At 59.5% G+C, this 26,998-nt stretch carries 24 protein-coding genes; 6 read left to right on the forward strand and 18 right to left on the reverse strand.

Annotated elements, in window-relative coordinates; translation table 11 throughout:
* The first annotated feature begins 229 nt into the window (after positions 1-229).
* Positions 230-853 (forward strand): ABC transporter ATP-binding protein, encoded by a 624-nt coding sequence (locus P3T21_RS25910; RefSeq protein ID WP_429258820.1) that lies wholly within the window; start codon positions 230-232, stop codon positions 851-853.
* A gap of 110 nt (positions 854-963) precedes the next feature.
* Here P3T21_RS25910 and P3T21_RS25915 read toward each other — a convergent pair whose 3' ends face one another.
* The gene (locus P3T21_RS25915) at positions 964-2,241 is read right to left on the reverse strand and encodes an MFS transporter (protein ID WP_429258939.1); all 1,278 of its coding nucleotides are present in this window, start codon (positions 2,239-2,241) and stop codon (positions 964-966) included.
* Between the two features lie 343 nt (positions 2,242-2,584).
* Positions 2,585-3,328 (reverse strand): GntR family transcriptional regulator, encoded by a 744-nt coding sequence (locus P3T21_RS25920; protein ID WP_429258821.1) that lies wholly within the window; start codon positions 3,326-3,328, stop codon positions 2,585-2,587.
* A gap of 155 nt (positions 3,329-3,483) precedes the next feature.
* Here P3T21_RS25920 and P3T21_RS25925 point away from each other — a divergent pair, with 155 nt between their 5' ends.
* Together P3T21_RS25925 and P3T21_RS25930 are read left to right on the forward strand one after the other, a co-directional pair.
* On the forward strand, positions 3,484-4,782 hold the full coding sequence (locus P3T21_RS25925; protein ID WP_429258822.1) for an MFS transporter: 1,299 nt from the start codon (positions 3,484-3,486) through the stop codon (positions 4,780-4,782).
* 3 nt (positions 4,783-4,785) lie between these two features.
* A complete protein-coding gene (locus P3T21_RS25930; protein ID WP_429258823.1) occupies positions 4,786-5,661 on the forward strand; it encodes an amidohydrolase family protein in 876 nt (291 codons plus the stop codon).
* 35 nt (positions 5,662-5,696) lie between these two features.
* On the opposite strand, the gene cynR is transcribed toward P3T21_RS25930, so the two are convergent.
* Positions 5,697-6,605 (reverse strand): transcriptional regulator CynR, encoded by a 909-nt coding sequence (gene cynR, locus P3T21_RS25935; RefSeq protein WP_429258824.1) that lies wholly within the window; start codon positions 6,603-6,605, stop codon positions 5,697-5,699.
* Positions 6,606-6,708: 103 nt separating this feature from the next.
* Between cynR and P3T21_RS25940 the strand changes: the two genes are divergently transcribed.
* Positions 6,709-6,981 (forward strand): hypothetical protein, encoded by a 273-nt coding sequence (locus P3T21_RS25940; protein ID WP_429258825.1) that lies wholly within the window; start codon positions 6,709-6,711, stop codon positions 6,979-6,981.
* Positions 6,982-7,174: 193 nt separating this feature from the next.
* Here P3T21_RS25940 and P3T21_RS25945 read toward each other — a convergent pair whose 3' ends face one another.
* A complete protein-coding gene (locus tag P3T21_RS25945; RefSeq protein ID WP_429258826.1) occupies positions 7,175-7,897 on the reverse strand; it encodes a dienelactone hydrolase family protein in 723 nt (240 codons plus the stop codon).
* A gap of 52 nt (positions 7,898-7,949) precedes the next feature.
* Between P3T21_RS25945 and P3T21_RS25950 the strand changes: the two genes are divergently transcribed.
* Positions 7,950-8,396: a hypothetical protein gene (locus P3T21_RS25950; protein ID WP_429258827.1), complete on the forward strand. Its 447-nt coding sequence runs from the start codon at positions 7,950-7,952 to the stop codon at positions 8,394-8,396.
* A 58-nt stretch (positions 8,397-8,454) separates the two neighbouring features.
* Here the strand turns inward: P3T21_RS25950 and P3T21_RS25955 are convergent, their stop codons facing one another.
* From P3T21_RS25955 to P3T21_RS25970, 4 genes are all read right to left on the reverse strand, one after another.
* Positions 8,455-8,685: a hypothetical protein gene (locus P3T21_RS25955; protein WP_429258828.1), complete on the reverse strand. Its 231-nt coding sequence runs from the start codon at positions 8,683-8,685 to the stop codon at positions 8,455-8,457.
* 203 nt (positions 8,686-8,888) lie between these two features.
* Entirely contained in the window at positions 8,889-9,092 is a 204-nt protein-coding gene (locus tag P3T21_RS25960) for a cold-shock protein (RefSeq protein WP_429258829.1), read from the reverse strand.
* Positions 9,093-9,438: 346 nt separating this feature from the next.
* Positions 9,439-9,924, reverse strand: coding sequence for an SRPBCC family protein (locus tag P3T21_RS25965; RefSeq protein WP_429258830.1), 486 nt, complete (start codon positions 9,922-9,924; stop codon positions 9,439-9,441).
* An 87-nt stretch (positions 9,925-10,011) separates the two neighbouring features.
* A complete protein-coding gene (locus P3T21_RS25970) occupies positions 10,012-10,878 on the reverse strand; it encodes an NmrA family NAD(P)-binding protein (protein ID WP_429258831.1) in 867 nt (288 codons plus the stop codon).
* Positions 10,879-11,257: 379 nt separating this feature from the next.
* On the opposite strand from P3T21_RS25970, the gene P3T21_RS25975 reads away from it, so the two are divergent.
* Complete coding sequence (locus tag P3T21_RS25975; RefSeq protein ID WP_429258832.1) at positions 11,258-12,205, forward strand: glycosyltransferase family 2 protein; 948 nt, start codon at positions 11,258-11,260, stop codon at positions 12,203-12,205.
* A 45-nt stretch (positions 12,206-12,250) separates the two neighbouring features.
* On the opposite strand, the gene P3T21_RS25980 is transcribed toward P3T21_RS25975, so the two are convergent.
* The 10 genes from P3T21_RS25980 to P3T21_RS26025 all read right to left on the reverse strand — a co-directional run bounded on the left by P3T21_RS25980 (position 12,251) and on the right by P3T21_RS26025 (position 26,986).
* Positions 12,251-13,129 carry an ABC transporter permease gene (locus tag P3T21_RS25980; RefSeq protein ID WP_429258833.1) on the reverse strand — a complete coding sequence of 293 codons (879 nt, stop codon included), beginning with the start codon at positions 13,127-13,129 and terminating at the stop codon, positions 12,251-12,253.
* Positions 13,126-13,968 carry an ABC transporter ATP-binding protein gene (locus tag P3T21_RS25985; protein WP_429258834.1) on the reverse strand — a complete coding sequence of 281 codons (843 nt, stop codon included), beginning with the start codon at positions 13,966-13,968 and terminating at the stop codon, positions 13,126-13,128. Before P3T21_RS25985 ends, P3T21_RS25980 begins: the two co-directional genes overlap by 4 nt.
* A gap of 222 nt (positions 13,969-14,190) precedes the next feature.
* On the reverse strand, positions 14,191-15,252 hold the full coding sequence (locus P3T21_RS25990) for an ABC transporter substrate-binding protein (RefSeq protein WP_429258835.1): 1,062 nt from the start codon (positions 15,250-15,252) through the stop codon (positions 14,191-14,193).
* A gap of 52 nt (positions 15,253-15,304) precedes the next feature.
* The gene (locus tag P3T21_RS25995; RefSeq protein ID WP_429258940.1) at positions 15,305-16,150 is read right to left on the reverse strand and encodes a TauD/TfdA dioxygenase family protein; all 846 of its coding nucleotides are present in this window, start codon (positions 16,148-16,150) and stop codon (positions 15,305-15,307) included.
* 309 nt (positions 16,151-16,459) lie between these two features.
* Complete coding sequence (locus P3T21_RS26000) at positions 16,460-17,755, reverse strand: MFS family transporter (RefSeq protein WP_429258836.1); 1,296 nt, start codon at positions 17,753-17,755, stop codon at positions 16,460-16,462.
* 834 nt (positions 17,756-18,589) lie between these two features.
* Positions 18,590-20,266: a SpoVR family protein gene (locus P3T21_RS26005; RefSeq protein WP_429258837.1), complete on the reverse strand. Its 1,677-nt coding sequence runs from the start codon at positions 20,264-20,266 to the stop codon at positions 18,590-18,592.
* Positions 20,263-21,534, reverse strand: a complete 1,272-nt coding sequence (locus P3T21_RS26010) for a YeaH/YhbH family protein (RefSeq protein WP_429258838.1) — start codon at positions 21,532-21,534, stop codon at positions 20,263-20,265. The genes P3T21_RS26005 and P3T21_RS26010 overlap by 4 nt, the downstream gene beginning before the upstream one ends.
* Positions 21,535-21,660: 126 nt before the next feature.
* Positions 21,661-23,583 (reverse strand): PrkA family serine protein kinase, encoded by a 1,923-nt coding sequence (locus tag P3T21_RS26015; protein ID WP_429258839.1) that lies wholly within the window; start codon positions 23,581-23,583, stop codon positions 21,661-21,663.
* 640 nt (positions 23,584-24,223) lie between these two features.
* Entirely contained in the window at positions 24,224-24,985 is a 762-nt protein-coding gene (locus P3T21_RS26020; protein WP_429258840.1) for a 2-keto-4-pentenoate hydratase, read from the reverse strand.
* A gap of 255 nt (positions 24,986-25,240) precedes the next feature.
* Complete coding sequence (locus P3T21_RS26025) at positions 25,241-26,986, reverse strand: methyl-accepting chemotaxis protein (protein ID WP_429258841.1); 1,746 nt, start codon at positions 26,984-26,986, stop codon at positions 25,241-25,243.
* Positions 26,987-26,998: the final 12 nt, after the last annotated feature.

Consider the following 26,998-nt stretch of genomic DNA (forward strand, 5'->3'; position numbering starts at 1 on the left):
ACGTCAAGTCGACCGGGCACGGGTTCGCATCGGAAGCGCTACCGTTTGCAAGCGGAAAATGGTTGTATCAATCTGGCGACCATCGTGCTGCCTCAGGCGCGACTGCTTTGCACTGTTACACTTGTCGCAACGCTCATCCTCTCAACACTCCGTGCTGCCGGGACGATACCGATCGCAATCTGCGCTACTGGCGCACAGCAAAATCTTCGTCTGACCAGCCCTGCACCTCATGCTTCGATTCGAAAACCTTTGCAAGCGCTATGGCGAGCGCACTATTTTCCAGGGGCTGCGCTACAGCACCGGCGCGGGATGTGTATTGCTGAACGATGAATCCGGGAGCGGCAAGTCCACTTTGCTCGGCGTCCTCGCCGGGGCGATCCCCACCGACGAGGGCGATGTGTGGATCGATGGGTATTCGTTGCGCACCGCACCACACGATGCGAAACGCCTGCTCGCTTACGTACCTGACGACTGCATGGCTGATCCGCTCCAGACAGGTCGCGTGTATCTGGAGCGCGTGGCATCGACCAGGAACACGGCAGTCGACAGCGATACGCTTGACCTGGCAGAACGTTTCGGACTGGCGCCACATATCGAGAAACGCTTCGAGCAAATGTCGTTTGGCACCCGAAAAAAAATGTTCCTGACGGCGACCGCGTTGGGCAAAGCGACAGTCGTCATCGCGGATGATCCGGGCGGCGGACTCGACGCCGCAGCGCGCGCTGTTCTGATTGAGTTGTTCAAAACGTTGGCCCAGGATCGCACGGTCTTTTTCTCAAGCTATGACACGGGCCTTGCGCAAGCTTGCAATGCGAAATCGATCAGTTTTGTCGACCTTGGCATGACCGTCTAAAAGACCGTGCAAGCGCCTTGCCTGGAAGCGAATTCACAGACCACTTTGGCCGGATCTTCTTCACGCAGCCATCCACAGAACTCTACCGCAGGCAAAACGCCCCTCTCGATTCAAACAGACCGGGGCTCGGCTGAGGCGACCACCGCTCGCTTGCGCGCACTCACCGACCATGCAGTCGCGGTGCCAATCGCAAGGACGAACAGGCAGGCCATCGGTACGAGCATAGGAGCCGCGTGGCTCTGCGTTACTTTCCCAACGTAGGGCATCAGGTTCTGGCTGAAGAACCCGCCGAGGTTGCCGATGCAGTTGATGGCTGCAACGCTGGCCGCCGCTCGGGCGCCCACAAAAAAGCGCGGCGGAAGCGACCAGAAGCAAGGATAAAGAAGCGGAATGCACGCGCCACCCAGACACAGTGCTGCAAAGCGCAACGTTGTCGTCGGCAGGAGAAGACTGGCGGCAAAGCAGATGACGCCAATACCTGCCACGACGGTCATTGCCTTCAAAACCACGCGCTCGCGTTTGAGCTTGCCCGGCAACCACAGAAGCAACAGTGTCCCGAGCGCCCAGGGAATCATGTTCAGCAATCCGTTCACCGACGATGAGACGCCGTAACTCTTGACCAGTGTGGGCAGCCAATAGGTGACGCCGTACAGCGACGTCGACATCAGCATGTAAGTGGCGGCGAACATCAGTACTTTCGGGTCAAGCAGCGCTGCCCAGGGGCGAGAAGCTGTAGCCTCCACCGACGCTTCCCGCTTAAACGCAGCAAGCACGAGGGCTTTCTCCTGTTCGGAGAGAAATGGCGCGTCTTCCACAGAATTGGGGAGGTACTTCAATGCCACGAACGCGATCACGATTGCCGGAATGCCGGTCGCGATAAAAACCCACTGCCAGCCGGCAAGCCCCAGCGTTCCACCTAACGAAAGCAGGAGACCACCCACTAACGCGCCAAGCATATTTGCCAGCGCACTGCCTAACGTGAAAAATCCGAGTACCCTGGTACGGTAGCTTTGTGGGAACCACTGCGTCAGGTAATAGATGACGCCAGGATAAAAACCGGCCTCCGCAACGCCAAGCGCGAACCGGAACGTATAAAAAACGGGCAACGTGTGCGTGAATGCCATCAGCACCGTGATGACGCCCCACGTAACCATGATTCGCGCGAGCCATTTGCGCGCGCCGAATCGATGCAATGCAAGGGTGCTGGGTACCTCAAAGAGCAGATAGCCGATGAAGAAAAGCGAGGCGCCGAGGCCATATGCCGCCTCTGTCATCCCCAACGCATGCACCATTTCCAGCTTGGCAAAGCCGACATTCTGCCGGTCAATGAACGCGATCAGGAACATAACAATGAGCAATGGCATAAGACGCCAAGCCATTTTCTTCATGACCTGCGGTTCGGATCTGAAAGGTGTCGACATGACTGCTCCATGGGTGCGCCGGCTGCGACCGCTGACCCAAGACCACGTTTGTGGCGAGTCGCAGGCGCATCGGAATTCATACATTCATATATATGTTTATATGAATTGTCCGGCGACGCCATGAGGTTTTACCCGAACAAAGCCATGTCAGGGTGCGTTGCGGGCCCGGAAAGACACCGCTACGGTCGGCCCGGGTGTCCGCCGGCGGCGGATGGTAGCAATCTTCTTCAGGCTACGCTGACCGGATCACGTGACGCGGCGCATGGCGCAGAAGTACGAAATGCAAGCGATAGCGTCAACGCTGGATCGGTCAGCGAATGTCGACCTGATACTGGAAGGAAGCGGCAGCGCCACGTGTGCTTCGCCACTCGGAAGGCGTCCCCGCAAAATCTGCAGCGACCCGCTGCACAACAATAATCGGGCTGTTAGCTTTGACTTTCAGCACGGATACATCGTCGGCCGTAGCTTGCTCGACGTTGAGCGTTTCCGAGGCAGAAGCGATGATCTGGCGGCACAAACGCTCATACATCGGGTAAAGCAGATCGTCGAAGTCTTCCAGTTTCAATGTCGCAAGTGCCTCAAACCGGCTGCGCCGAAGCCAGATTTCTTCCGATAAAACGACTTCACTGTCGATCATCCGGACCCGGGAGAGGTGAATCGCCTTCTCGCCTGCCTTCATCTGCAATGCCGACCGGATTTCCTCGCGTGGCTTCACAATCTCGCGTCGAAGAATGCGTGCGGTCGGCCGTACCGGCTCCCCGTTGGGCGACTTGAACCGAAAGAAACGAAACAGTGAGGAGTCGAACCGGGGTCGGCGAACGAACGTCCCCTTCCCTTGCGTTCGCGTGAGCACCCCATCTGCAACCAGAATGTCTATCGCCTTGCGCAGCGTTCCCGTCGAAACGTTATAGAACTGACTGAGCTCGGCCTCGGTCGCTATGGCCTTTTCGGGCGACCACTCGCCTTCTGCGATGCGACGCACCAGGTCATCCCGCAGTTGCTGATAGCGAGGCAATCTTTCGTCTGGGATCGACGATTGGGAAGCCGTGTTCATGATTCATATAGTTATTCACAGGAGTAGTCACTGTATCGCATAAGGATCTACGACGCCTAGCGAGGGTTTCTCCCTGCTGAAATTCTGGCCGGCTGGTCTACACTATACATATAGTCATGTATATGAATATATGACGGATGACGACGGAGACAGCAATGTTCAATTGGTACAAGGAAGGCACCCCGCTGGAGCGGAACACCTTTTGGGGGTGCTTCGCGGGCTGGGGGCTCGATGCGCTCGACGTGCAGATGTTCACGCTGGCTATCCCGGCCATCATCGCGGCGTACGGCATCGACCATACCCAGGCAGGTGCGATAAGCAGCGTGACCCTGGTCTCGTCGGCGTTGGGTGGCTGGCTTGCGGGAGCGCTGTCCGACAAGCTCGGGCGCGTCCGCACGCTTCAGATCACCATCCTCTGGTTTGCAAGCTTCACGTTTCTTTGCGCTTTCGCGCAAAGCTTTCCCCAATTGCTCGTGCTCAAAGCGTTACAGGGTTTCGGTTTCGGCGGCGAGTGGGCGGCTGGCGCGGTGCTAATGGCGGAAACGATCCGCGCTGAACACCGTGGCAAGGCAATGGGTGCGGTACAGAGCGCGTGGGCGACAGGCTGGGCGGGCGCGGTGCTGCTCTATGCCGTGGCGTTTTCCTGGCTCCCGTCCGATACAGCGTGGCGCGTGATGTTCGGTGTCGGCTTGCTGCCCGCCGGTCTGGTCCTGTTTGTCCGGCGCAATCTCAAAGAGCCTGCCCGTATGGGGCCGAGCTCGAACGAGCCGACTGTCTCCGTGTGGGGACAGATTGCGCAGGTCTTCCAGCCGCGCGTTCTCAAGACGACGCTCATTGGCGCAATTCTTGGCACGGGCGCCCACGGTGGGTATTACGCCATTATGACGTGGCTGCCGACCTTCCTCTCCAAGGAGCGCCATCTCTCGGTATTGAATACCGGTGGCTATCTGGCTGTCGTCATCGCGGCGTTCTGGTGCGGTTGCATGGCGAGCGCTTATCTGCTGGACCGCATCGGCCGCCGGCGTAACGTCGCGCTCTTCGCGTTTTGCTGCATCGTCACGGTCCTCGCTTATGTGATGCTGCCCCTGAGCAACACTGAGATGCTGATTCTCGGCTTCCCGCTGGGGTTCTTCGCCGCCGGCATTCCTGCCAGTCTGGGCGCACTTTTCAATGAGCTTTATCCGGCCGACATGCGCGGCACGGGAGTGGGCTTTTGCTATAACTTTGGCCGCATCGCATCAGCCGGATTTCCCGTCCTGGTCGGCTACATGAGCCACTCGATGTCCCTGGGTGCGGCAATCGGAATCGATGCTGCTATTGCCTATGGACTCGCGATGATTGCCGTGCTCTTTCTTCCGGAAACGCGTGGCAAGCGTCTGCGGCCTTCGAGCGTCGAAAACAACGCCCAGGCAATCAAGGACGTTGAGTTGTCGCTCGACCGTCCACGGAGCTAATCAATGAACCGGCCAATCGTCGCTACACGGCAACTGTCCCAACGTGTCGACACGCATGCTCACGTCTTTTCGACATCCCTGCCGCTAGCGGTCGAGCGGCGTTACGCGCCCGACTACGACGCGCCGCTTGATGCCTACCTGGGACTGTTAGACGCGCACGATATCGGCAACGCGGTTCTCGTTCAGCCAAGTTTTCTTGGCACTGACAACAGTTGCCTGCTGCGCGCACTCGCCGGGAATCAGGGCCGGCTTAAGGGCGTTGCCGTGGTTTCGCCAGACGTTAGCCGGGAAGCGCTCTTGAATTTGAGTATGGCCGGCGTTGCCGGCATCCGGTTAAACCTCGTGCAGCAGGCATATCCAGACCTGGGCAATCCCAGCTATACGAATCTGTGGCGATGGCTCGGCGACCTTGGCTATCACGTCGAACTGCACAGGGAGGCGGCCGACATAGCGCCTCTGATTCAATTATTGCTCGACACCGGACTCCCGGTGGTGGTGGATCACTTCGGCCGGCCGGATCCTCAGCAAGGAACGAACGATCCGGGATTCAAGAACCTGCTGCGCTTCGGCCCGTCGGGCCGTGTATGGGTGAAGGTCTCGGGCGCTTACCGATGCGCAGCGCGGGGGTCGAATTTTATCTACGACGCTACCGCGCAACTACTTGACGCGTTCGGACCGGAGCGTCTCATGTGGGGCAGCGACTGGCCGCACACTCAGTTCGAGCAGGTCGCGAACTACAGCGATACGCTATCGAACCTGCTCGACCTGAACCTGAATAAGGCTATTCTCGACGCCATGCTGTGCTCAACCGCTCAATCGCTCTATCGCTTTGCAAAAGAGCCGACGGGAAAGAAGACTTTGACGACGTCAATTTCCTAGCGAGGGGACACTCACCGATATTCCATCACCCTCTGCTATTCGGCAGACAGCGACGACAACGCTCCGGTTTCCAGTAACGCTCTCAGGGTGGCGGAGAACGCGGCCGCGGTCGCCGTCTGATAGGCGCCTTTCCTTCTGAGCAGTGCCACGGTTCGCGCCGGGAATCGAGGTTCAAGGGCGATGTACTTCAGATCGCGATGCTCATACTGCAGCGCACTGGGGAGAAGCGTTGCGACGATTCCTCTGCGTACGATCTTTAGCACGGCACTGATCGAATTCGCCTGCATGGCAACGTTGGGCTTGATTCCTTGCGACTCAAAGTAGCTGTCGACGTAGAAGCGCGACATGAACTGACCGCTGAGCAAGGCCAAAGGCAATGTAGCCAGTTGCGAGGGGACAACGGCTACGCCCTGTTCCGCGACAGGATGGCTATCGCTCACGATGAGCGTCATTCGCTCCTGAAACAGCGCTTCGGCCTCGATATCGTCCGACCGTATATCCGTAAATCCGATCGCCAGATCAATCCGGTCTTCGCTCAATCCGCCTTCAATGGCCTCCAGCGACAGTTCTGTCATCTCGATCGCAATGTTGGGATACGTCGAATGGAAACGTTCGATGGCCGGCGCCACCAGATATTCGGTGAAAGTCGGCGTGAAAGCGAGCCTCAGCCGTCCCCGCGACAGATCTCGCACATCGTGCAAGGCGCGCTGGCCCGCATCGAGGTCCAGCAGCGCACGGCGTGCATAGTCGATGTAGGCGCTTCCGAAATCGGTAAGCCGCACCACACGGCCGCTCCGGTCGAACAACTGTCCGCCGATCTCATTTTCGAGCTGACGTATCTGCTGTGACAGCGCGGGCTGCGAGATATGCAGGCTGTCGGCTGCGCGCGTGAAGTTGCGATATTCGGCGACCGCCAGCAGATAGCGTATGTGACGGAGTATCACGCGCCTCCCATAAGTTTTAATTATCGAGTCTATTCTAAACAGGTCTTGGACTATATGAACAGCTGCACCCAGAATTGAATGAAATTACTCAACGGGATTCCTTATGCAAGACCTCATCGTCGCTTCGATCAGTGCGATGTTCCTGGGTGCATTGGCCACCTGCCTGATCGCGCGCTTCATGTCGGACGAAGTCGCGCTGAAGGGCTCACGTAACGGCCGGTACGCATATCTTGGTGAGGACGGCGTGAAAGAAATCGAACGTCCGTCCCGACGGAACCGACGGCTTTCGCAACAACGCCCGACCGGGGTCGGACGCGGCACGCTGGGTTACCGGAGACACGTTGCGCGTCGACGGCGGCTCGAAACTCTGAACTGAGTAACTGTGAGCGCATTTTCGGTGCACTACGGATATCTTGTTAGTTAGATATCCGTAGTAAATCAAATCGATCAAATGGCTTCGGCCCCGTCATGGAAGGTGTGCGCAACGCGGCACCCGCACTGAAAGGCCGTGCGCCGTCGGGTCCACACGCGTATGACCAGAGCCGCCGGTGTCGACGCTGCGAGCCAGGTCAGCTTCGAACCCGCTGCGGCCACATCGAGCGGCCCAGAAAGGTCAGCGTGCGGTCCCAGGCCAGCTGTGACCAGACCGGATCGAACTGGGTTCTGGAGATCCGGCCCGGCCCGACCGCCGTTTCGTTGGCGAACGCATGATGCGCGAGATAGCGATGAAACTCCACGTCGACACCGGCGTCGACCAGCCTGGTTTCCAGTGCATCCACCGTTTCAGCTGCAAAGAACGCGTCTTGTGTGGCCCAGTGACCCAGCACCGGAACCTTGATTTTCGTCGCGTCGATGTACTCGATCGGCGGAAAGCCATACCAGACCACGCCGGCTGACAGCTCAGGGATCTGGCAGAGCGCCAGCAATGTCAGCGCACCACCCATGCAATAGCCGGCCACGCCGACCCGTTCTGAATGCGTCTTCAGGTACTGGACGGCACCACGAATATCCTGAGCAGTGGCGTCGCCAAAGTCGAGCCCGGTCATCAAATGGTGCGCCTCCTCCTCTTCCACTGTCGCTTTTCCCCGGTACAGATCGGGGACCAGCGCCAGATAGCCGGACTGCGCAAGCCGGTCCGCTACGCCGCGAATCTGGTCGTTCAAACCCCACCATTCCTGAATCACGACGATGGCAGGTGCGCCCTCGAGTTTCTGCGGCTTCGCGAGATAGCCCTGCACGTCCTGGCCGTCGGGGCGGCGAAAGGTGACCATGGAGCCTGGTGTCTGTTTCATGAGCGGGTCCTCGATTAAACGGAACCGCTAGCATAGCGCCTGCAGCGCAATGATGCCGACGCGCTACCTCGTCTGCCGATGGGTGAGGCATGCTGTTGTCGCAGTACCCGGCAATGCTGCCGCAACGTGGGTGTGCCCATTCATACCGCCTGATGAAACACGTTATATAGCTTTACCTGATAACAAGCTGGACGACCTGGCGAGTCAGATTCGTCCGGTCGCGGGCGACGGCGCCACACCAGATCGTATCGAGGTGACTGGAGCGGCGATTAACGGCATCGCTGCAATTATTGTGAACGTCATCGACCGTGCGTTGATTCCGTGTACGCGCGGCACGGTCCATCTCCCGCTGAAGCCACGTTCCAAAACCCACGACCGACACCACCGCTATAGCCAGAAACGCAAACTCAATTTTCCGCAAACGCATCGTTGTTCCGGCTTTTCTTTTGATCAAATGGATGCGGCAAGCAGACTCGCGTCGCCGCAGCGAGCCAGATGATATCAACGACAGCAGACAAACAGGCGATGCTGTCATTGAGCGTGTGGCGTTCGCCCGGTTATTGCGTCCGATACCAGATGCGGATGCCCGAATACCAGTGGCTGACGCTCGTATCGTCGCCCGTGCCGAATGTGGACAGGCTTTCGATGTTCACCACATCGATCCCCGCCTCGCTGATCCACGCATTGGCCCTTTCCACCAACGCCGCCGCGTTTTCGTACACGTGCCCCTTGATCAAATGACGTTGCACAACCTGCCGCTCGAAATCCTTGAAGGCAATTTTCGTCATGGATGTCTCCTGTTTCCGGGTCTTTTGTGCCTCGGGATATCAGTCTATCAATCAAACGAAGCGAACGGAAAAACGCAAAGCGGTCGCACAAACAAAACTGCCGCCCTATAAGGGCGGCAGCGGACGACGACCATAAAGGTTGTCGTTACAACCAGATCAGCCGGATGCCCATGACGGGCGCGCGGCTGAGAGGTCTGTCAGGCTTAAAGCGGCGTGATGTTCGCAGCTTGCAGGCCCTTCGGACCACGCTTCGTTTCGTAGCTGACCTTCTGGTTTTCAGCCAGGGTCTTGAAGCCGTCGCCCTTCACTTCCGAGAAGTGCGCGAACAGATCTTCACCACCTGCGTCCGGCGTAATGAAGCCAAAGCCTTTGCTATCGTTGAACCACTTGACGGTACCGGTATCCATAACCAACCTTGCGAAAAAAATAAGTAATCCGCCCCACAGAGGGGCGATGGAGAAGAATCAAGGAGTGAGAGGACAACGAATACCGCGGTAGAGGCGACACATTGATGATCAGCAATCGACCTTCTTGAACTTCGGCCCCCACAGTACGCTGTTGGGCCCTTCGAAGCAAGGTTTATTCAGTAACGGTTTGTTGGTCTCGCTCGCAGCCGCCACAGCAAAGGGTTACACGATCTCTTCGGATCGGGCGCTCGCACGGCGCGGCTCATTGAATACATGGGCCAGGGGTTGTCTTCGTCGGAAGCCTTGCATATCGCACACGAGGACCCGTAAGGAGACGCAAACCGCTTCACGCGTGGTCAATACTAAGCAGACGTGCGTGAAGAAGACGAGCGAGGGATTCGCCGCCTTCGCGCATGACCGCGTCGTGATTCCACTGAAAAACGGGGCGCGCTATCGGCGCGAGCAGATTCATCCACGGCCGGCTTGTACGGACGTGCCAGTCATAACGCACGATCGTCGCGCTGCCATCGTGTGAAAAAAACCAGCGACCGGTTCCCTGTACATCGCCCGAGGCGTCGCCTTCCAGCGCGACAAGGGGCTCGATACGCGTCACCTGCATGTCGAACACAAGCCGGTAAGGCAATGCGCCCTTCCATATATAGCGGTGCACGGCACCCACGCCCTCGCCGGTTCCCGGCGCGACCTCGATGACGCGTTCGACGCTTTTCCACCATCGCGGCCAGCGCGACGAATCGTGGACGGCGGCCCAGACCGCAGGCAACGGCGCCTCGATTCGCCACGTCGTCGAAAAACGGTATTCGATCGTGTGCACGATTCCTCCCGCGATCAGGTTGCCACGCCAGATCCCGCCAGCCGCCCGCGCTTTCCGGGTTTCGCATCGATATAGTGCCTGATGCGCTCATTCTGCGCACTCGATCAACCCCCGCAGTACCGTTTCGAGGGTCACGGCGCCCTTCATCGTTTCGCCCTCTGGGGCTTCGAACCTGATCCAGCCTTCGTTGAAACCGTCGAGCATCTGGATTCGCGGCGCCGGATTCTGCATGCCCTGCGCGCGGAACAACGATTCCCACGTATCGCGCGGCACCGCTTGCGCGCGTACGTCCCTGCCGAGCAGATGACCGAAGGCCGTCGCAAGATCGTTGGGGCTGAGGCGCGCCGGGCCCTCGAGTTCCACCACGCGACGGCCAGACCACGTCTCTCCCAGAAGCATCGCCGCCACGCGACCGACATCGGCGGTCGCGACCATCGGCACCCGTCGGTCTAGCGGTTGAAGAAAGCTCGGCATGATGCCGGTTGTGCTCGCTGGCTCGACATCCCATGCGGCGTTTTCCATGAACCACGCGGCCCGCAAGAATGCGACTGGCATCGACAGTGTGCCGAGTTCCCGTTCCATGATCTGCAGTTGCTGAAGCAGGTTTGTCTGTTCCGCCTGAGCGCCGATTGTCGAAAGACACACGACTTTTGGGGGCTTCACGGCTTCGAGTGCGCTACGCAATGTCGCGACGATCCGGCGCGACTCCGGAAAGTCCGGCGACGGATCAAAATTCGGCGGCAGCAGAATGAATACGCCTTCGGTGCCCGCCAATGCGCGGGTCAATGCTTCGCCGTCGTCCATGCTGGCGAACGCCACGTCGCAGCCCGCTTCTGCCCACGCTGCACCCTTCTTCGCATCACGCACCACGGCGCGAACATCCTGCTGCGTCGCCAGCAGATGCCGTGCCACAACACCCCCAACCTGCCCTGTAATTCCGGTAATCGCGAACATTTTTCTCTCCAGTGAACCGCGGCCAGCACCGCACGGGAAGGATTCTGTTCGCCAGGCCCAATTCCATCCAGAGCATGAATGTCATTTGATTGATGCCAGTATGTCACTGCCCATCCGGCTCACATGTAAAAGGGCGGTATTAACCGGCCCCGCGTCCTGCTGCCAGCAAACATCCCGCGCCCGACAAGTCAGCAGGCACCGTGCAGCGCGAGCGTTACAGGGCGGGCGATTGCAGGGAATCCGGTTTTTTGGCCGATTTATTGAGGATTTTTTTCGACTTTTTTTGGGCTACCCTGGTATCGCATGGCGAGTAGTTCGTCATGGAAGCGCACTGTATTGACCCTGCACGAACACTGACTCACGACATAAGGCGAACCCGATGACGACGCAAACGAAGGTCTCCATTTGTCTGCCGACCTGCAATCGCCCCGACCTCATTGTCGAGTGCATCGAATCGTGCCTTGCGCAGACACATGCGAACGTCGAGATCCTGATCGGCGACGATTCGAAAGATGACCGCACGCAGCAGTTGATCGCGACGCGTTATCAGCACGAGCCGCGCATCCGGTATGTGAGGAACACCCCTTCGCTCGGGCAGGCACGTAATGTGTCGAGTCTCTTCGCGCGCGCCGTTGGCAGCAAGATACTGCTGATCCACGACGACGACTATCTCGTCGCCGATGGCGTCGAACGCCTGGTTTCGCTCTGGGATCGCCATCCCGATCTCGAGGTCGCGTTTGCCAACCAGTATGAAGTCGATCAGGCGGGACACGTCGATCGCGAAGCGAGCGACCGGTTGAATGCCGATTTTTACCGCACGAAAAGCGCTGAAGGTTTGCAGCAGCCGCCTGGACGCACCGGTCTGATCCAGATGTTCCCTAACAATGGCTGGATGGCGAACGCAGATCTCGTGCGCCGGATCAGTTACAAGGAACAGTACGGCATGTGCTGCGACTATGTATTCGGCGTCGAGTTATGTCTTGCGGCGAGGCGCGTGTACTACCTCAACGAATACGTATCGTTCTATCGCAAGACCGATGTGTCGATTTCGACGACGACCAAACGTTCGACGAGCGCGGCTTCGGTGTCGGCGTATGCGTTCATCGACAACCTGCGTCTCGACCGGCAACTCGAACCGGCGCGCAAGCTCGCGTTGCGACGCATTGTGCCGATCGTCGTCTCGGTTTACTCGCGCAATCACGATCCCGTCAAAGGGCTGCGTATCGCCGCTAAAAATCTGTTCGCCTATAACTACGGCTTCAGCATGCGGCTCTACTATCATCTGATGATGATCTCGCGTTCGATGCTCACGCTCAAACCGCGCTAACTGCAAACGGTGCGCCTGATCTGATCCACGATGGTCACGCGCTTTTCAACGCTGCACACCCCAACGACGCACCGTCGCACGCTCAAGCGTGTCAAACACAAGATGCTCGACGAGGAGGCCAATCGCAATCACCGCGGCAAGGCCCGCGAATACGCGGTCGGTATAGAGCTCGTTGCGATTCTGGAAGATGTACCAGCCGAGGCCACCGTTGCCGCTGCTTGCGCCAAATACGAGTTCAGCGGCGATCAGCGTGCGCCACGCAAATGCCCAGCCCACCCGCAATCCGGCAAGAATCGACGGTAGCGCGGCCGGCACGAGAATCAGCGTCACGTGACGCAGACCGCCCAGGCCGTAGTTGCGCCCGGTCATCCGCAGCGTTTCCGGCACGGCCTGAAAACCTGAATACGTATTGAGCGCCAATGGCCACAGCACGGCGTGCACGAGCACGAACAGCAGGCTTCCAGTGCCAAGGCCAAACCACAGCAGCGCAAGCGGCAGCAGCGCAATCGACGGCAATGGATTGAACATCGCGGTGAGCATCGACAACAGATCGCGGCCGATGCGCGTCGATACCGCTAGCGACGTCAAAAGAAACGCGAACAGCACGCCAAGCAGATAGCCGCGCACCAGAACCGACAGCGAAACAGCCGTCTTCTGCAGCAGTTCGCCGGACAGCACACCCTGCACGAACGCGCTCAACGTTGCGCCGAACGTCGGTAGCAGCAGATCGTTGTTCAACACGCGAGCCGCTGTTTCCCACACGGCAATCAGCACCAGCGCGATCAACGTCTTGCGCAGCCACGACTGCGCGATGAGGCGCCGCGCGAGCGGTAACGGCGCTTCGATGACAACGTCATCGGGCAATTCCGGCGGGCGCTCGTATTCGGGCCGAACCGGCGGCAACAAGGTGGCGGGCGTACTCATTGAACGGGCTCCGTCTCTTCGAACAGCAGGCGGTGAATGTGCGCAACGCTGCGCTGAAAGTCGACACGCCCGAAGCTGTCCTGCGTGTATTGATGGCTATTGAGTTCCGCTCGCACGCGCCCCGGATGCGGCGACAGCAGCAGAATCCGGTTACCGACCACCAGCGCCTCTTCGATTGAATGGGTGACGAACAGCAACGTGAAACGCACCTCTTCCCACAGACGCAGCAGTTCTTCCTGCATCTTGCGTCGCGTGAGCGCGTCGAGCGCGGCGAACGGTTCGTCCATCAGCAGCACACGCGGCTGCATGGCGAGCGCCCGCGCGATCGCGACCCGCTGCTTCATCCCGCCTGACAACGTATGCGGATACGCGTCGGCAAACGACGCCAGACCGACTTTGTCCAGATAGTGCAGCGCGCGTTCCTTCGCTTCCGCGCGACCGAGTTTTCTCGCCGTGCGCAGCGGAAACATCACGTTTTGCAGCACCGTTTTCCACGGCGGCAGCTGATCGAATTCCTGAAACACGACGATGCGATCGGCACCGGGTCCGCGAACGGGTTCGCCGTCGAGCGAGATCGTGCCCGAATGCGGCTGGATGAAACCGGCGACCGCTTTCAACAACGTCGATTTGCCGCAACCCGACGGCCCGAGCAGCACAAAGCGATCGCCGCCGTAGACGTCGAAGCTCACGTTATGCGTCGCGCGCACGATGCGTTCGCGGGTGCGGTATTCGAGGTTCACGCTATCGACAGCAAGCAGCCGTTCGCTATGCTGGGCACCGGCTTCGCTGGTTGCCTGAACCCCGGCGTCAGGGAAAAGAATCGAAGGATTGGCCACCATTACGCGACTCCTCGCGGTAGCACTTCGGCGAATGGCACATGCGTCGTAACGTTCACGATGGGACACCGTAAAGGCAAAACGACACCATACGGGCCCCGCGTGCGTACACCAACCAATGATTGCGCATATTCAATACATGCTGGCGCATAAGCACCGGAAACGCTGTTGCCACGCCCTGTCTGGACGCGTGATGCGATGTTTGTGCGCGTCATCGGCGGCGATCTAGCTGCCGGCAGCGGTAGCCGGATCGTCGAAGAAATAGTCCTTCCATGATTTCGGCTCGTTCTTTATCGCACCCACGCGATACATGAACTGCGCGAGCGGCAACGTGTTTTGCGGCGCGACCTTGAACTGCACCTGCGGGTTGCGGATGATCGACAGCAGCAGATTGCGATCGGTCTTCGAATGGTTCACGCGGATATAGGTATCGGCCGCGGCGTCGGGATTGGCCGTGACATAACGCGCCGCGTCAGCGAGCGCATCGACGAACGCGCGGTATGTTTTTGGGTTCTCATTGCGGAATTTCTCCGTTGCGTAGAGGACGGTCGCCGAGCCTGGTCCGCCCAGCACGTCGTACGAATTCAGCACGATATGCGCCTTCGGATTGCTGGCGAGTTCCTGTTCCTGGAAAGGCGGATTACCGAAATGCCCGGTGATTTCCGTGCCGCCGGCGATGATCGCGGCGGCGGCATCCGGATGCGGAACGGCCTGCGTCAGCTTGTCGAGCCGGTTGAAATCTTTCTCGCCCCAGCGCTTCGCGGCAGCGAACTGCAATACACGCGATTGAACCGAAACCGAGACGGCCGGCAACGCGATACGATCCTTCTCCGTGAAGTCCGCGATCGTTTTCACGTTCGGATTGTTCGACACGAGGTAGTACGGCAGATTACCGAGTGAAGCGACGCCTTTCACGTTTTGCCGGCCACGCGTGCGATCCCAGATCGTCAGCAACGGACCCACGCCGGCGCCCGCGATGTCGATCGAACCGGACAGCAGCGCATCGTTGATGGCCGAGCCACCCGAGAGTTGCACCCAGTCGACCTTGATATCGAGCCCCGCCTTGCGCCCTTCTTTCTCGATCAGTTGCTGATCACGCGCGACATTGAGCAGCAGATAGACGATGCCGAACTGCTCGGCGATACGGATCTGTCCTTCTGCATGCGCTGGCGTGGCCGCGCCGAGACCCGCGACGCCAACCGAAAGCGTGAGGCAGGCGGCGGCGAACCGGCGCGCGAAGGACGAGCGTGCAGGCGACCGCACAGCGGCCGGGCGAAACGGGAACATTGGAACTCCAGTGTGCGTGGGTGAGAGGCGTGGGGCGCGGACGTGGATGCCGTCAGAACGGCGCATCGCCCTCGATGGTTGTGCGATACATCTTGCGGCGCAGATGGTCGGGCGTGCCGGCGGCGAGATGCATCAGCGAACGGTTGTCCCAGAACACGAGATCGTGTTCGGCCCAGACGTGGCGATAGAGATGCTCCGGGCGCACGCTGTGCGCGAAAAGTGCTTCGAGCAGTTGACGGCTTTCGTCTTCGGGAAGACCCACGATGTGCGTCGTGAAATGTTCGCTGACGAAGAGTGCCTTGCGGCCCGTCTCCGGATGGGTACGCACGACAGGCTGCACGACGGGTTTGACCTGTGCGATCTGCTCCGCCGAAAGGTTGGGACGCCACGGGCTGCGCTTCTGCAATTCCGCGTATTTCGCGAGATAGGTGTGTTCGGCCGAACGCCCCTCCACTGCTTTGCGCAGGTGCGCAGGCAACGTGTCCCACGCGAGATGCATGTTGGCGAAGAGCGTGTCGCCACCTTCCGATGGCAACTCCTGAGCATGCAGCAGAGAGCCGAGGCTCGGTTTTTCCTTGTACGACAGATCGGAGTGCCAGAAATGCCCAGCGTCGCCGAGACCAATCGGCTTGCCGTTCTCGACGATGTTGGATACCACCAGCACTTCCGGATAACCGGCAAGCTGAAACTGATGCAGCACGTGAATCTGCAGCGGCCCGAAACGGCGACTGAAGGTGATGTGCTGGTCTGGCGTGATGCGTTGATCGCGGAACACCAGCACGTGATGATCGAGATGCGCGCGATGAATACGTGCGAAGTCTTCGGCCGAAAGCGGCTGGCTCAGGTCGAGACCCAGCACTTCGGCGCCCACGGGTGCGTCGAATGCGCGGATTTCGATGCGTTGCGCTGCAGCGGCGGTTGCGGGCTGATGAACGGCTTGATGAGCGGGTGCGTAGTCGGAAGTGGCAGGTGTCACGCGAAACTCTTCGTCAGATCGTCGGATGTGCGAGCGCCAGCGGGCGCCGTCAAACCGTCAATCTACGGACACGGCTGCGAGGGGTCAACGAAGCAAATCCGATACGTTTATCTGCTGAAGTGATAAACGGCATGCTGACCTGGATATTGCTGCCGCTGCGGTCCCATGAAAAACGGCGGTGCCGGAATACCGGAACCGCCGTCTGTCTGCGCCACAAAAAGCGCGCAATGCTTAGGGTTCGTTACGCAGGTAGCCTTCCTTACCCGGATCGCGCATGCGGAACGACACGAGGCCTGCAATCGCGCAAAGCGCCGTGACGTACCAGTAGAACATTGGTTCACTGCCGGCCTGCTTCAGCCACAGCGCGACATATTCCGCCGAGCCGCCGAAGATTGCATTGGCGAGCGCGTACGACAGGCCCACGCCGAGCGCACGTACTTCCGGCGGGAACATTTCTGCCTTGATGAGGCCGCTGATCGACGTATAGAAGCTGACGATCGCGAGCGCCAGCACGATGAGGCCAAACGCTGCGTACGGGTTTGTGATGTCCTTGAGCGTGTGCAGCAGCGGCACCGTGCCGATGGTGGCGAAGAGACCGAACAGCATCATCGACGTGCGGCGGCCGATGCGGTCCGACAGCGCACCGAAGAGCGGCTGTATGACCATATAGACGAAGAGCGCGGCCGTCATCACGTTGCTGGCGGTTTTTGCGTGCATACCCGCCGTGTTGACGAGGTATTTCTGCATGTACGTCGTGAACGTATAGAAAATCAGCGAGCCGCCGGCCGTGAAGCCGAGCACGGTCGCGAAGGCGCCCTTGTGCACCCACAGGCCGCGCAGCGTGCCTGCTTCCTTGCGATGTCGGTTTTCGGCGGTCGCGGTTTCGTCGAGCGATTTACGCAGATAGAGCGCGACGAGTGCCGCGAAGGCGCCGACGACGAACGGAATGCGCCAGCCCCACGCTTTCAGTTCTTCGGTGGAGAGGGTTTGTTGCAGGATCACGAGAACGAGCAGTGCGCAGAGCTGGCCGCCGATCAGCGTGACGTACTGGAACGACGCGAAGAAACCGCGACGGCCCTTGAGCGCGACTTCACTCATGTAGGTCGCGCTGGTGCCATATTCGCCACCGACCGACAGGCCCTGGAACAGGCGCGCGACGAGCAGCAGCGCGGGCGCGAGCGCGCCGATCTGGGCGTAGGTGGGAAGCACGGCGATGACGAGCGAGCCGCCGCACATCATGAAGACCGAGACCATCATCGCGACGCGTCGGCCTTTCTTGTCGGCGAGACGCCCGAAGAACCAGCCGCCGATCGGGCGCATCAGGAAGCCTGCTGCGAAGACACCTGCTGTGTTCAGCAACTGAGTCGTGGTGTTGCCGTTCGGGAAGAAGGCCGGCGCGAAGTACAGGGCACAGAACGAGTAGACGTAGAAGTCGAACCACTCGACGAGATTGCCAGACGAGGCGCCGACGATGGCGAATATTCGACGACGGGTGTCGTGGGGTTGGAGGATGGTGTGGTCGGTCATAGGGTTGGGGTTTCCTTTCGTTGCTTTTTTCTGTCTGTCCGGCTGTCTCGGGGTTTTGTTTTTTTGTCCCGTCGCGGATTTTAGCGGATGAAAGGTTTTGGTTTGTGGGTTTTTGGGGTTCGTGGGCCGTTTATGTTGCCCCTGGGCGGGGCGGTCTTGTTCATAGGCGTTGCTTCAGGCGCGCTTTTTTTGGCCTTTCCTTGTATTCATGTCGGTCTATTTGCGTTGCCCCTGTGCGGGGCGGCACCTACTTTTCTTTGTCCTTGCCAAAGAAAAGTAGGCAAAAGAAAGGCGCCGAAATGTCGTCCATTCCGGGTTGTGTCGCACGCGGGGAATGGCACCCCATGAAGTGTCGCCCTCGCGCTCCAGGCGATATGGGTCCGCGCACGAGACCGCCCCTCGCACAGTACCGCATGTGACAAGGCTGTCATCCACGCCGCTTCGCGCTGCGCGCGTCGCGGACAGGTCTACCAGGCGGTGACGGTGGACGGGTTATGCAGGTCGGTGACGCACGCAGTGCGAAGCCGGATGGATGAGCCCTTTGTCACAAAGGCTGCCGTGCGGGAAAACAGATCGTGCGCGGACCCATGCCGCTTGAAGCGCGAGGGCGACACTTCATGGGGTGCCATTCCCTGCGTGCGACACAATCCGGAATGGACGACATTTCGGCGCCTTTCTTTTGCCTACTTTTCTTTGGCAAGGACAAAGAAAAGTAGGTGCCGCCCCGCACAGGGGCGACGCAAATAGACCGACATGAACACAAGGAAAGGCCAAACAAGGAAAGACCAAAATCCAGAAAAACGACCAACCCCAAACAGAGAAAACCGAAAAAAATCAAACCCTGATCAAGGGCGCCACATACCGACATTCATACCGCTTCCGCACGGTGCCATTCTCATCGACACTTTCGAGAAACACGTCGAACTGCCAGAGCCTGGCCATATGCTTCAAAACCTCTTCGCTATCCCCAGAGAGATGCCGGTTATCGCTCATAAAATGCCGAAGGGTCAAACTCCGGTCACCACGCGTATTAACCGACCAAACCTGAATATTCGGCTCGCGATGATGCATATCGTACTGCCGCGACAGCGCCTGCCTCACGTACTGATACCCACTCTCGTCATGAATCGCCGAAACCTCCAGCGCATCCCGCATATCGTCGTCGAGCACGGAAAACAGCCGCATTTCACGGATCAGATGAGGCGACAGATACTGCGCAACAAAACTCTCATCCTTGAAATTACGCATCGCGTAATGCAACGAGTCCAGCCACGGGCTGCCCGCAAGCTCAGGGAACCAGTGCCGGTCCTCATCAGTAGGCGATTCGCAGATGCGACGTATATCGCTCATCATCGAAAAGCCCAGTGCGTACGGATTGATGCCGCTGTAATACGGCTTCGTCACCGGCGGCTGGTACACCACGTTGCTGTGTGAATGGAGAAACTCCATCATGAAGCCGTCTTCCAGCTTGCCCTGGTTATAGAGCGTGTTGAGCAACGTGTAATGCCAGAACGTCGCCCACCCTTCGTTCATGACCTGCGTCTGCCGCTGCGGATAGAAATACTGCCCCACCTTCCGCACAATCCGGATCACCTCCCGTTCCCACGGCTCCAGCAGCGGCGAGTTCTTCTCCGCGAAATACAGCAGATTTTCCTGCGGCTCAGGCGGATAACGACCCTCCGTCTCCTCAGGCAACGCCTCCTTCTTCGAAGGCAACGTGCGCCACAGTTCGTTCACCTGCGATTGCAGATACGCCTCGCGCTCGCGACGTGCCGCCGATTCCTTCGAAAGCGACAGCTTCTGCGGACGCTTGTAACGGTCCACGCCATAGTTCATCAACGCATGGCACGAATCGAGCAGTTCTTCCACACGGTCCAGACCAAAGCGCTCCTCGCACTCCGCGATATAGTTCTTCGCGTAGACAAGGTAGTCGATGATCGCGTGAGCATCCGTCCAGAGCTTGAACAGATAGTTGCCCTTGAAAAACGAATTGTGCCCGTACGCCGCATGCGCGATGACAAGCGCCTGCATCGTCATCGTGTTCTCTTCCATCAGATACGCGATGCATGGATTCGAATTGATGACGATCTCGTACGCAAGCCCCATCTGCCCGCGACGGTAGCTCTTTTCAGTCGAGAGATAGTGCTTTCCGAACGACCAGTGCCGGTAATTCACCGGCATGCCGACAGACGCATACGCGTCCATCATCTGTTCGGAACTGATGAGTTCGAGCTGGATCGGATACGTGTCAAGCCCATATTGCTCTGCAACATGGGAGATGTGCGTATCGTATTCTTCGATGAGTTCGAAGGTCCAGTCGGACGGGCACGGCAGAGGCCGTCTATCGGCAACGTTCATACGGACTTCCCTTTGCCCTTCCACGGGCACCGCGGTTTGCCCAGGTGCTACTGCTGCAGCCGGTCCGGCGCGACCAGAATCCGTCTCCTTCGCGCCCTTCCTGCGCTCTGGCTGGTAGCCGCGCGCTTCATTGTGCAGATGTCGCGTGGTCATGAGGTCGCCACCTGCTTTTCGAACAATTCCCGGAAAACCGGGTAGATATCCGCCGCCGTTTCCACTTTCTTCATCGCCATCTGTGGCGCCGTCTGCGCAAGATGCGCGTATTCGAGCCACAGGTTCTGCTCTTCAGGCGTGACCTGAATATACGCAAAATAGCGCACCTTCGTCAGAATGTCATCTGCCAGGATCTTGCGACACTTCGGGGAATCGTCCGTCCAGTTGTCGCCGTCCGATGCCTGAGCGCCGTAAATGTTCCATTCACTCGGTGAATAACGGTCCTCCACGACCTTGGTCATCAGTTCGAGTGCACTCGACACCACCGTACCGCCGCTTTCCGTCGAATGAAAGAACGTGTCTTCATCGACCTCTTCAGCGCGTGTGTGATGGCGGATGAACACCACTTCGATCCGCTCGTAATTGCGCTTGAGGAAGAGATACAGCAGGATGAAAAAGCGCTTTGCGAGATCCTTGCGCTGCTCGTCCATCGAACCGGACACATCCATCAGACAGAACATCACAGCCTGGCTCGACGGCTCCGGCTGCTTCACGCGGTTCACGTAACGCAGGTCGAATGGATCGATGAACGGAATGCGCCAGATGCGCCCGCGCAGATGATGGATTTCCTCTTCGAGCACCTTGATCTCTTCGCGACGATCGGCCGGATCAGCCTTCATCACTTCAAGCTGCTTCTCCATCTCGTGCAACTGGTTGACGAGCGGCGCGCCGAGCGCGATACGCCGCCCAAGCGCGCTGCGCAATGAGCGTACGACGTCGATATTGTTGGGCGTGCCTTCGGCCGCCCAACCCGCGCGGATGCTCTTCCATGTCGGTACGGCGAGCAGATGCGTCTTCACAAGACGCGGCAGTTCGAGATCGTCGAAGAAGTACTGCATGAACTCTTCGCGGCTCAGCTCGAACACGAAGTCGTCCTGACCCTCGCCTTCGTTGCTCGCGCTGCTGCCTCCGCCGCCACCGCCTCCGCCGCCAGGACGCGGAATCTTGTCACCGCGGATGTAGTCGGCATTGCCGGGATGCACCATCTCACGCTTGCCCCCCGGACCATGCCGGAACGAAGGCTCCGCGATGTCCTTGCGCGGAATCGTGATGCTCTGCGTGTTCTGGATATCCTTGATGCTACGGTCGCGGACCGCTTCCGATACGGCGCGACGAATATAGTTCTTTACGCGACGCAGGAAGCGTTCGCGATTTGCAATGCTCTTGTTCTTGCCTGCCAGCCTGCGGTCGATGATTTGATGAAGCACACCCGGTCTCCCGCTCGAATTTCTGAAGCGCGAGACGCAAGTTGCGCATGCAACCTCATGTCCATGCGGCTTGCGCCTCGCAAGGTGCCCGCGCCGTTGCGCGACGCGGGCGATACGCCTCGTATGTCATGACGACTTGCGCACACGCAGATACCAGTCGCAAAGGAGTCGCACCTGCTTCGGTGTGTATCCCTTGGCAACCATCCGGTTGACGAAGTCCTCGTGCTTGCGCTGCTCCTCCGCCGACCCTTTCGCATTGAACGAGATGACCGGCAAAAGTTCTTCTGTGTTCGAGAACATCTTCTTTTCGATCACGACGCGCAGTTTCTCGTAGCTGATCCACGCCGGATTCTTCCCGGCATTCGCAGCACGCGCACGCAGCACGAAATTGACGATCTCGTTGCGGAAGTCCTTCGGGTTGCTGATACCCGCGGGCTTCTCGATCTTCTCCAGTTCGGCATTCAGCGCCGCACGGTCGAAGCTCTCGCCAGTGTCATGGTCGCGGAACTCCTGATCCTGAATCCAGAAATCCGCATACGTCACATAGCGATCGAAGATGTTCTGCCCGTATTCGGAATAAGACTCCAGATAAGCGGTCTGGATTTCCTTGCCGATGAATTCCGCGTAGCGCGAGGCCAGCACGTCCTTCACGAAAGACAGATACTTCTGCTCGGTTTCGGGCGGGAACTGCTCACGCTCGATCTGCTGTTCAAGCACATACATCAGATGCACCGGGTTTGCAGCGACTTCGGTCGAATCGAAGTTGAAGACACGCGACAGGATCTTGAACGCGAAGCGCGTCGAGACACCGGTCATGCCTTCGTCGACACCCGCAAAATCGCGATACTCCTGGAACGATTTCGCTTTCGGATCGGTGTCCTTCAGGTTTTCGCCGTCGTACACCTGCATCTTCGAAAAGAGGCTCGAATTCTCCGGTTCATGCAGACGCGTCAACACCGAGAACTGCGACATCATCTTCAACGTACCCGGCGAACATACGGCATTCGCCAGCGAAGAATTTCGAATGAGCTTCTCGTAGATCTTCATTTCTTCACCGTAGCGCAGGCAGTACGGCACCTTCACGACGAAGATACGATCCAGCAGTGCTTCGTTGTTGCGGTTGTTGCGGAATGCCTTCCATTCCGACTCGTTCGAGTGGGCGAGAATGATGCCGTCGAAAGGAATCGCGCCGAAGCCTTCCGTGCCCTTGAAGTTGCCTTCCTGCGTTGCCGTGAGCAGTGGGTGCAGCACCTTGATCGGCGCCTTGAACATTTCGACGAACTCGAGCAGGCCCTGATTCGCGAGACACAGGCCGCCGGAGTAGCTATACGCGTCAGCATCGTCCTGTGCGTACTGTTCGAGCTTGCGGATGTCGACCTTGCCGACCAGCGAAGAAATGTCCTGATTGTTCTCGTCGCCCGGTTCGGTCTTTGCAATACCGATCTGCCGGAGGATCGACGGGTAACGACGCACGACGCGGAACTTGCGGATGTCGCCGTTGTATTCGTGAAGGCGCTTGACGGCCCACGGACTGAGAATGGTTTTGAGGTAGCGGCGTGGAATACCGTACTGTTCTTCGAGGATCGGACCGTCCTCGTCGTAATCGAATAACCCGAGTGGCGATTCGTTCACGGGCGATCCCTTGATCGCATAGAACGGTACGCGTTCGGCCAGTTGCTTGAGACGTTCCGCAATCGACGACTTGCCACCGCCGACCGGCCCGAGAAGATACAGAATCTGTTTCTTTTCTTCGAGCCCTTGAGCCGAGTGCCGGAAGTATGCGACCACCTGCTCAATGACTTCTTCCATTCCGTAGAACTCACGGAACGCGGGGTATACCTTGATCACCTTGTTCGCGAAGATGCGCGACATGCGCGGATCGTTGCGAGTGTCGACCTGTTCGGGTTCCCCAATTGCTGTCAACATGCGTTCGCCTGCCGTGGCGTACGCGGCGGGATTGTCTTTGCAGAGCGCGAGATACTCCTCGAGCGAGAGTTCATCCTCCCGGGTTTTCTCGAAGCGGGTCGCGAAACTGCCGTAGATATCCATGCTACCTCCTCGCCGAAGTCTAGACCGATGCTGTGCGCGGCGCGCTAATCGGAAACAACATCGCTCGAATTCATCCTAAACCCTTTTAAATTTTTTTTCACGAACTACGTTGCGAAAATCGCCCCGTAACCGCGTCGTTACATTCGTCCTCTCGCAAAGCAATTTCGGGTCACCTACAATCTAGCGCTCCGCGAGCCCCCGCGGCCCGTACCGCAGCATTCAAGCCGGCGTCATCGCTGACGCTTTCGCTGCTCATACAGCATAAATGCTCCGTCAATCAGACAATCGCAAACGCACGCTGGTTCTGATGTCTGCCTGCGCACATTACGCGCGCAACGCGTGTGCGCGCGACCACCTTCAGTTGTGTTACATCATGCGTGTTCAACGCTACGTCCCTGCTTCTTACCCACAACGCGCGATGTACGCTGCCGGTGCACATAAACGGGTTTACGGCAGGTACGGGCACGCACTGCAGCTGGATGCAGTGCGTCCCACTATCTCGTGTAACGGGATGTGTAACAGATGGATTCGCCCGTGCAGCGGGCGACGTTGGGGCAACGTTGCAGAGGCAGATGAACGGACAGGCCGGCGCGGTATGCAGGTCACATGCCTACATGTCGACGCATTCCAGGCCGGCCACTTATGTCAGGACGATATCCACTTCGCCGAGACCGTGAATGTGACCATGCACGGTACCCGGCTCGCTGATGCGGTGCGCGCCCACATACGTGCCGGTGGTGATGGTCCATTCCGGTTCGATCGCGATACCCATTGCGGCGCAATGGTTAACAAACCAGACGAGCAGTTCGCGCGGGTCGCCGGCCGGATTGCCGGTCGACTCGGGCACGAGCGAGGTGCCGTTGAACGTCAGCTCGAGTTGAGGTGAAACGAAGTCGAATGTGCGCGCGAAGCCCGCATACGGCACGGACGGGCCCGTAATGAGCGCGCCGTTGTTCTGTGCGTCGGCCAGTTGCGCGAGCGGCGCAACGTCGGGCCAGTCGTCGAAGCGACTGTCGACGATCTCGATGGCCGGCAGCACTGCGCCGACGCGGGATAGCACCTCATCGCGCGCATAGGCGACGTTGCGCGGCTCGATCGGCTCGGCGAAACGGAACGCGACCTCGAGTTCCAGCAGGACGCGAAAGAACGCGCTGTGGGCGACGCGCGCGGGCGAAGCCAGCACCAGTGGCGCCGGAATCGGCGCACCCGAGGCGGCGCCCCCCGGGGCTTTGGCGCCGATTTTCCAGCCGCCCGTGGTGGTGCCCAGTCCGGCGATGACGGCCTGCTGGATCGCGTAAGCGCTGGCCGCGTCGGGTGGCAGGCTGTCCTGCGGCAGCCCTTCGACCGGTCGATGCTGCTGGCGCGCTTCCACAAGGCGTGTGGCGAGGTCGTATTGCGTCATCCCGGATCCCTTTCAACTATCGCGCTTAACGCGCTTCGCGTTTACTGGCTTCTTCACCGCTTCGGAGTGGCATCGCCCGGCAACGGACGATGGATGATCATGCCGCGCGAGCAACCTTCGCGCCCGACAATGTACCGGAAGCGCGTCGATCCCGGGTCATGTCGCTATTCTGAAGACGAAAAAAAAGACCGTGGTTGCGTCTGCAACCCGGTCTTTCGATCCTGCCCGAGCGGCGCCACGGCGCCGCCGTGCCCGTCAGAAGGTTTCCCAGTCCTTGTCGCCGCCAGCCGTCGCCACGGACGGCGCGCGCACGGCCGCGACAGGCGCGGCTACAGCCAGTGCAGGCGCAAGACTTGCTGCCTTCGCCCGAGCGGCCGGAGCGGCCTTGCGCACCACTGCCGGCATTGCCCGACGTGCAGGCATGCGTGCAGCTGCAGCCGGGCTCGCGACGGCCGCGCTTTCGTCCAGATGGAATACGGCGACAGCCGTGCGCAGCTTACCGGCCTGATCTTCGAGCGATTGTGCTGCCGCTGCCGCTTCCTCAACGAGCGCCGCGTTCTGCTGGGTCACTTCATCCATCTGCGTGACGGCGCGCGCGACCTGGTCGATCCCGCTGCTCTGCTCTTCCGAAGCCGCGGCAATTTCGCCCATGATGTCGGTCACACGCTGCACTGCACCGATGATCTCGGTCATCGTGCGGCCCGCTTCGTCAACGAGCGCGGAGCCCGACTGTACGCGCTCCACCGACGTGTCGATCAGTTCCTTGATTTCCTTGGCTGCCGCCGACGAACGCTGCGCGAGGCTGCGCACTTCGCCTGCCACGACCGCGAAGCCGCGGCCTTCCTCACCGGCGCGGGCCGCTTCGACGGCCGCGTTCAGCGCGAGGATGTTGGTCTGGAACGCGATGCCTTCGATGATCGAGATGATGTCGGCGATCCTCGCCGAGCTCTGGTTGATGTCGCCCATGGTGCCGACGACCTGGCCGACCACCGCACTGCCCTTGTTCGCGATCTCCGACGCATTCGCCGCCAGCGCGCTCGCCTGGCGGGCGTTGTCGGCGTTCTGCTTCACGGTGCCGGTGAGCTCTTCCATGCTCGACGCGGTTTCCTGCAGCGCCGAAGCCTGCTCTTCCGTACGCGACGACAGGTCAGTGTTGCCAGCCGCGATCTGGCGCGTCGCCGTGGCGATCGATTCGCTACCAGAGCGCACCGAGCGCACCGTCTCGACCAGACTGCGCTGCATCCGGCCGACGCCTTCCAGCAACAGGCCCATTTCGTCACGCGTTCGCACCACAACCGGGCGACGCAGGTCGCCGGCAGCGATGGCATCGAAGTGCGCGATGGCGTCGCTGAGCGGGCGGGAAATCGCGGCACGCAGCGTGATGCTAGAGAAGAGCGCGGCGAGTATGCCTGCGGCGATCGCAACGATCGTCACGATGCGGAACGTCGCGAAACTGGCTTGCGCGCCGTCGAAACCGTCCTGCGCCTGGGTAAACTGGGATTTGCTCAGCGTTTCGTCCGCAGACGACAGTTCGTTATGGGCCGCCTGCAACTGCTTGGCCAGATCGAGGAGCTTCGCCTGCTCATTGGCCGTGACCGCAGCGGCGAATGCGTCCGCGACCTGATATTCCGCCGCGCGTTTCGCGACCACATCCTGCGCCAGGCGGTCCTCTTCGGCCCCGCGCGGCAGGTCCATGTATTTCTTCCAGGCCGCTTCCGACTTCGAGCGCATGAGGCGCGCGCGTTCCAGTGTCTGTGCGGCGTCCGGGGTGCCGATCTGGAATGCAGCGCGGTCGAGCGCAAGGCGCTCGCGTGCGACGAACAGTTCGGCCGTGCCGATACTTTCGGCGCTTGGCATCTGGTTGGTGAAAGTGTCGCGATAAGCTTCGTTCGAGCGGCCCATCCCAAACAGGCCGAGTACGCCGATAACGATCAACAGTACAGCGAGAAACGCCATCGTCAATCCGATGCGCGTCTTGATCGTGATGCCCTTGTTCAACATGCTTCTTCCCGT

The sequence above is a fragment of the Paraburkholderia sp. GAS334 genome (assembly GCF_050436625.1).
Lineage (GTDB): Bacteria > Pseudomonadota > Gammaproteobacteria > Burkholderiales > Burkholderiaceae > Paraburkholderia.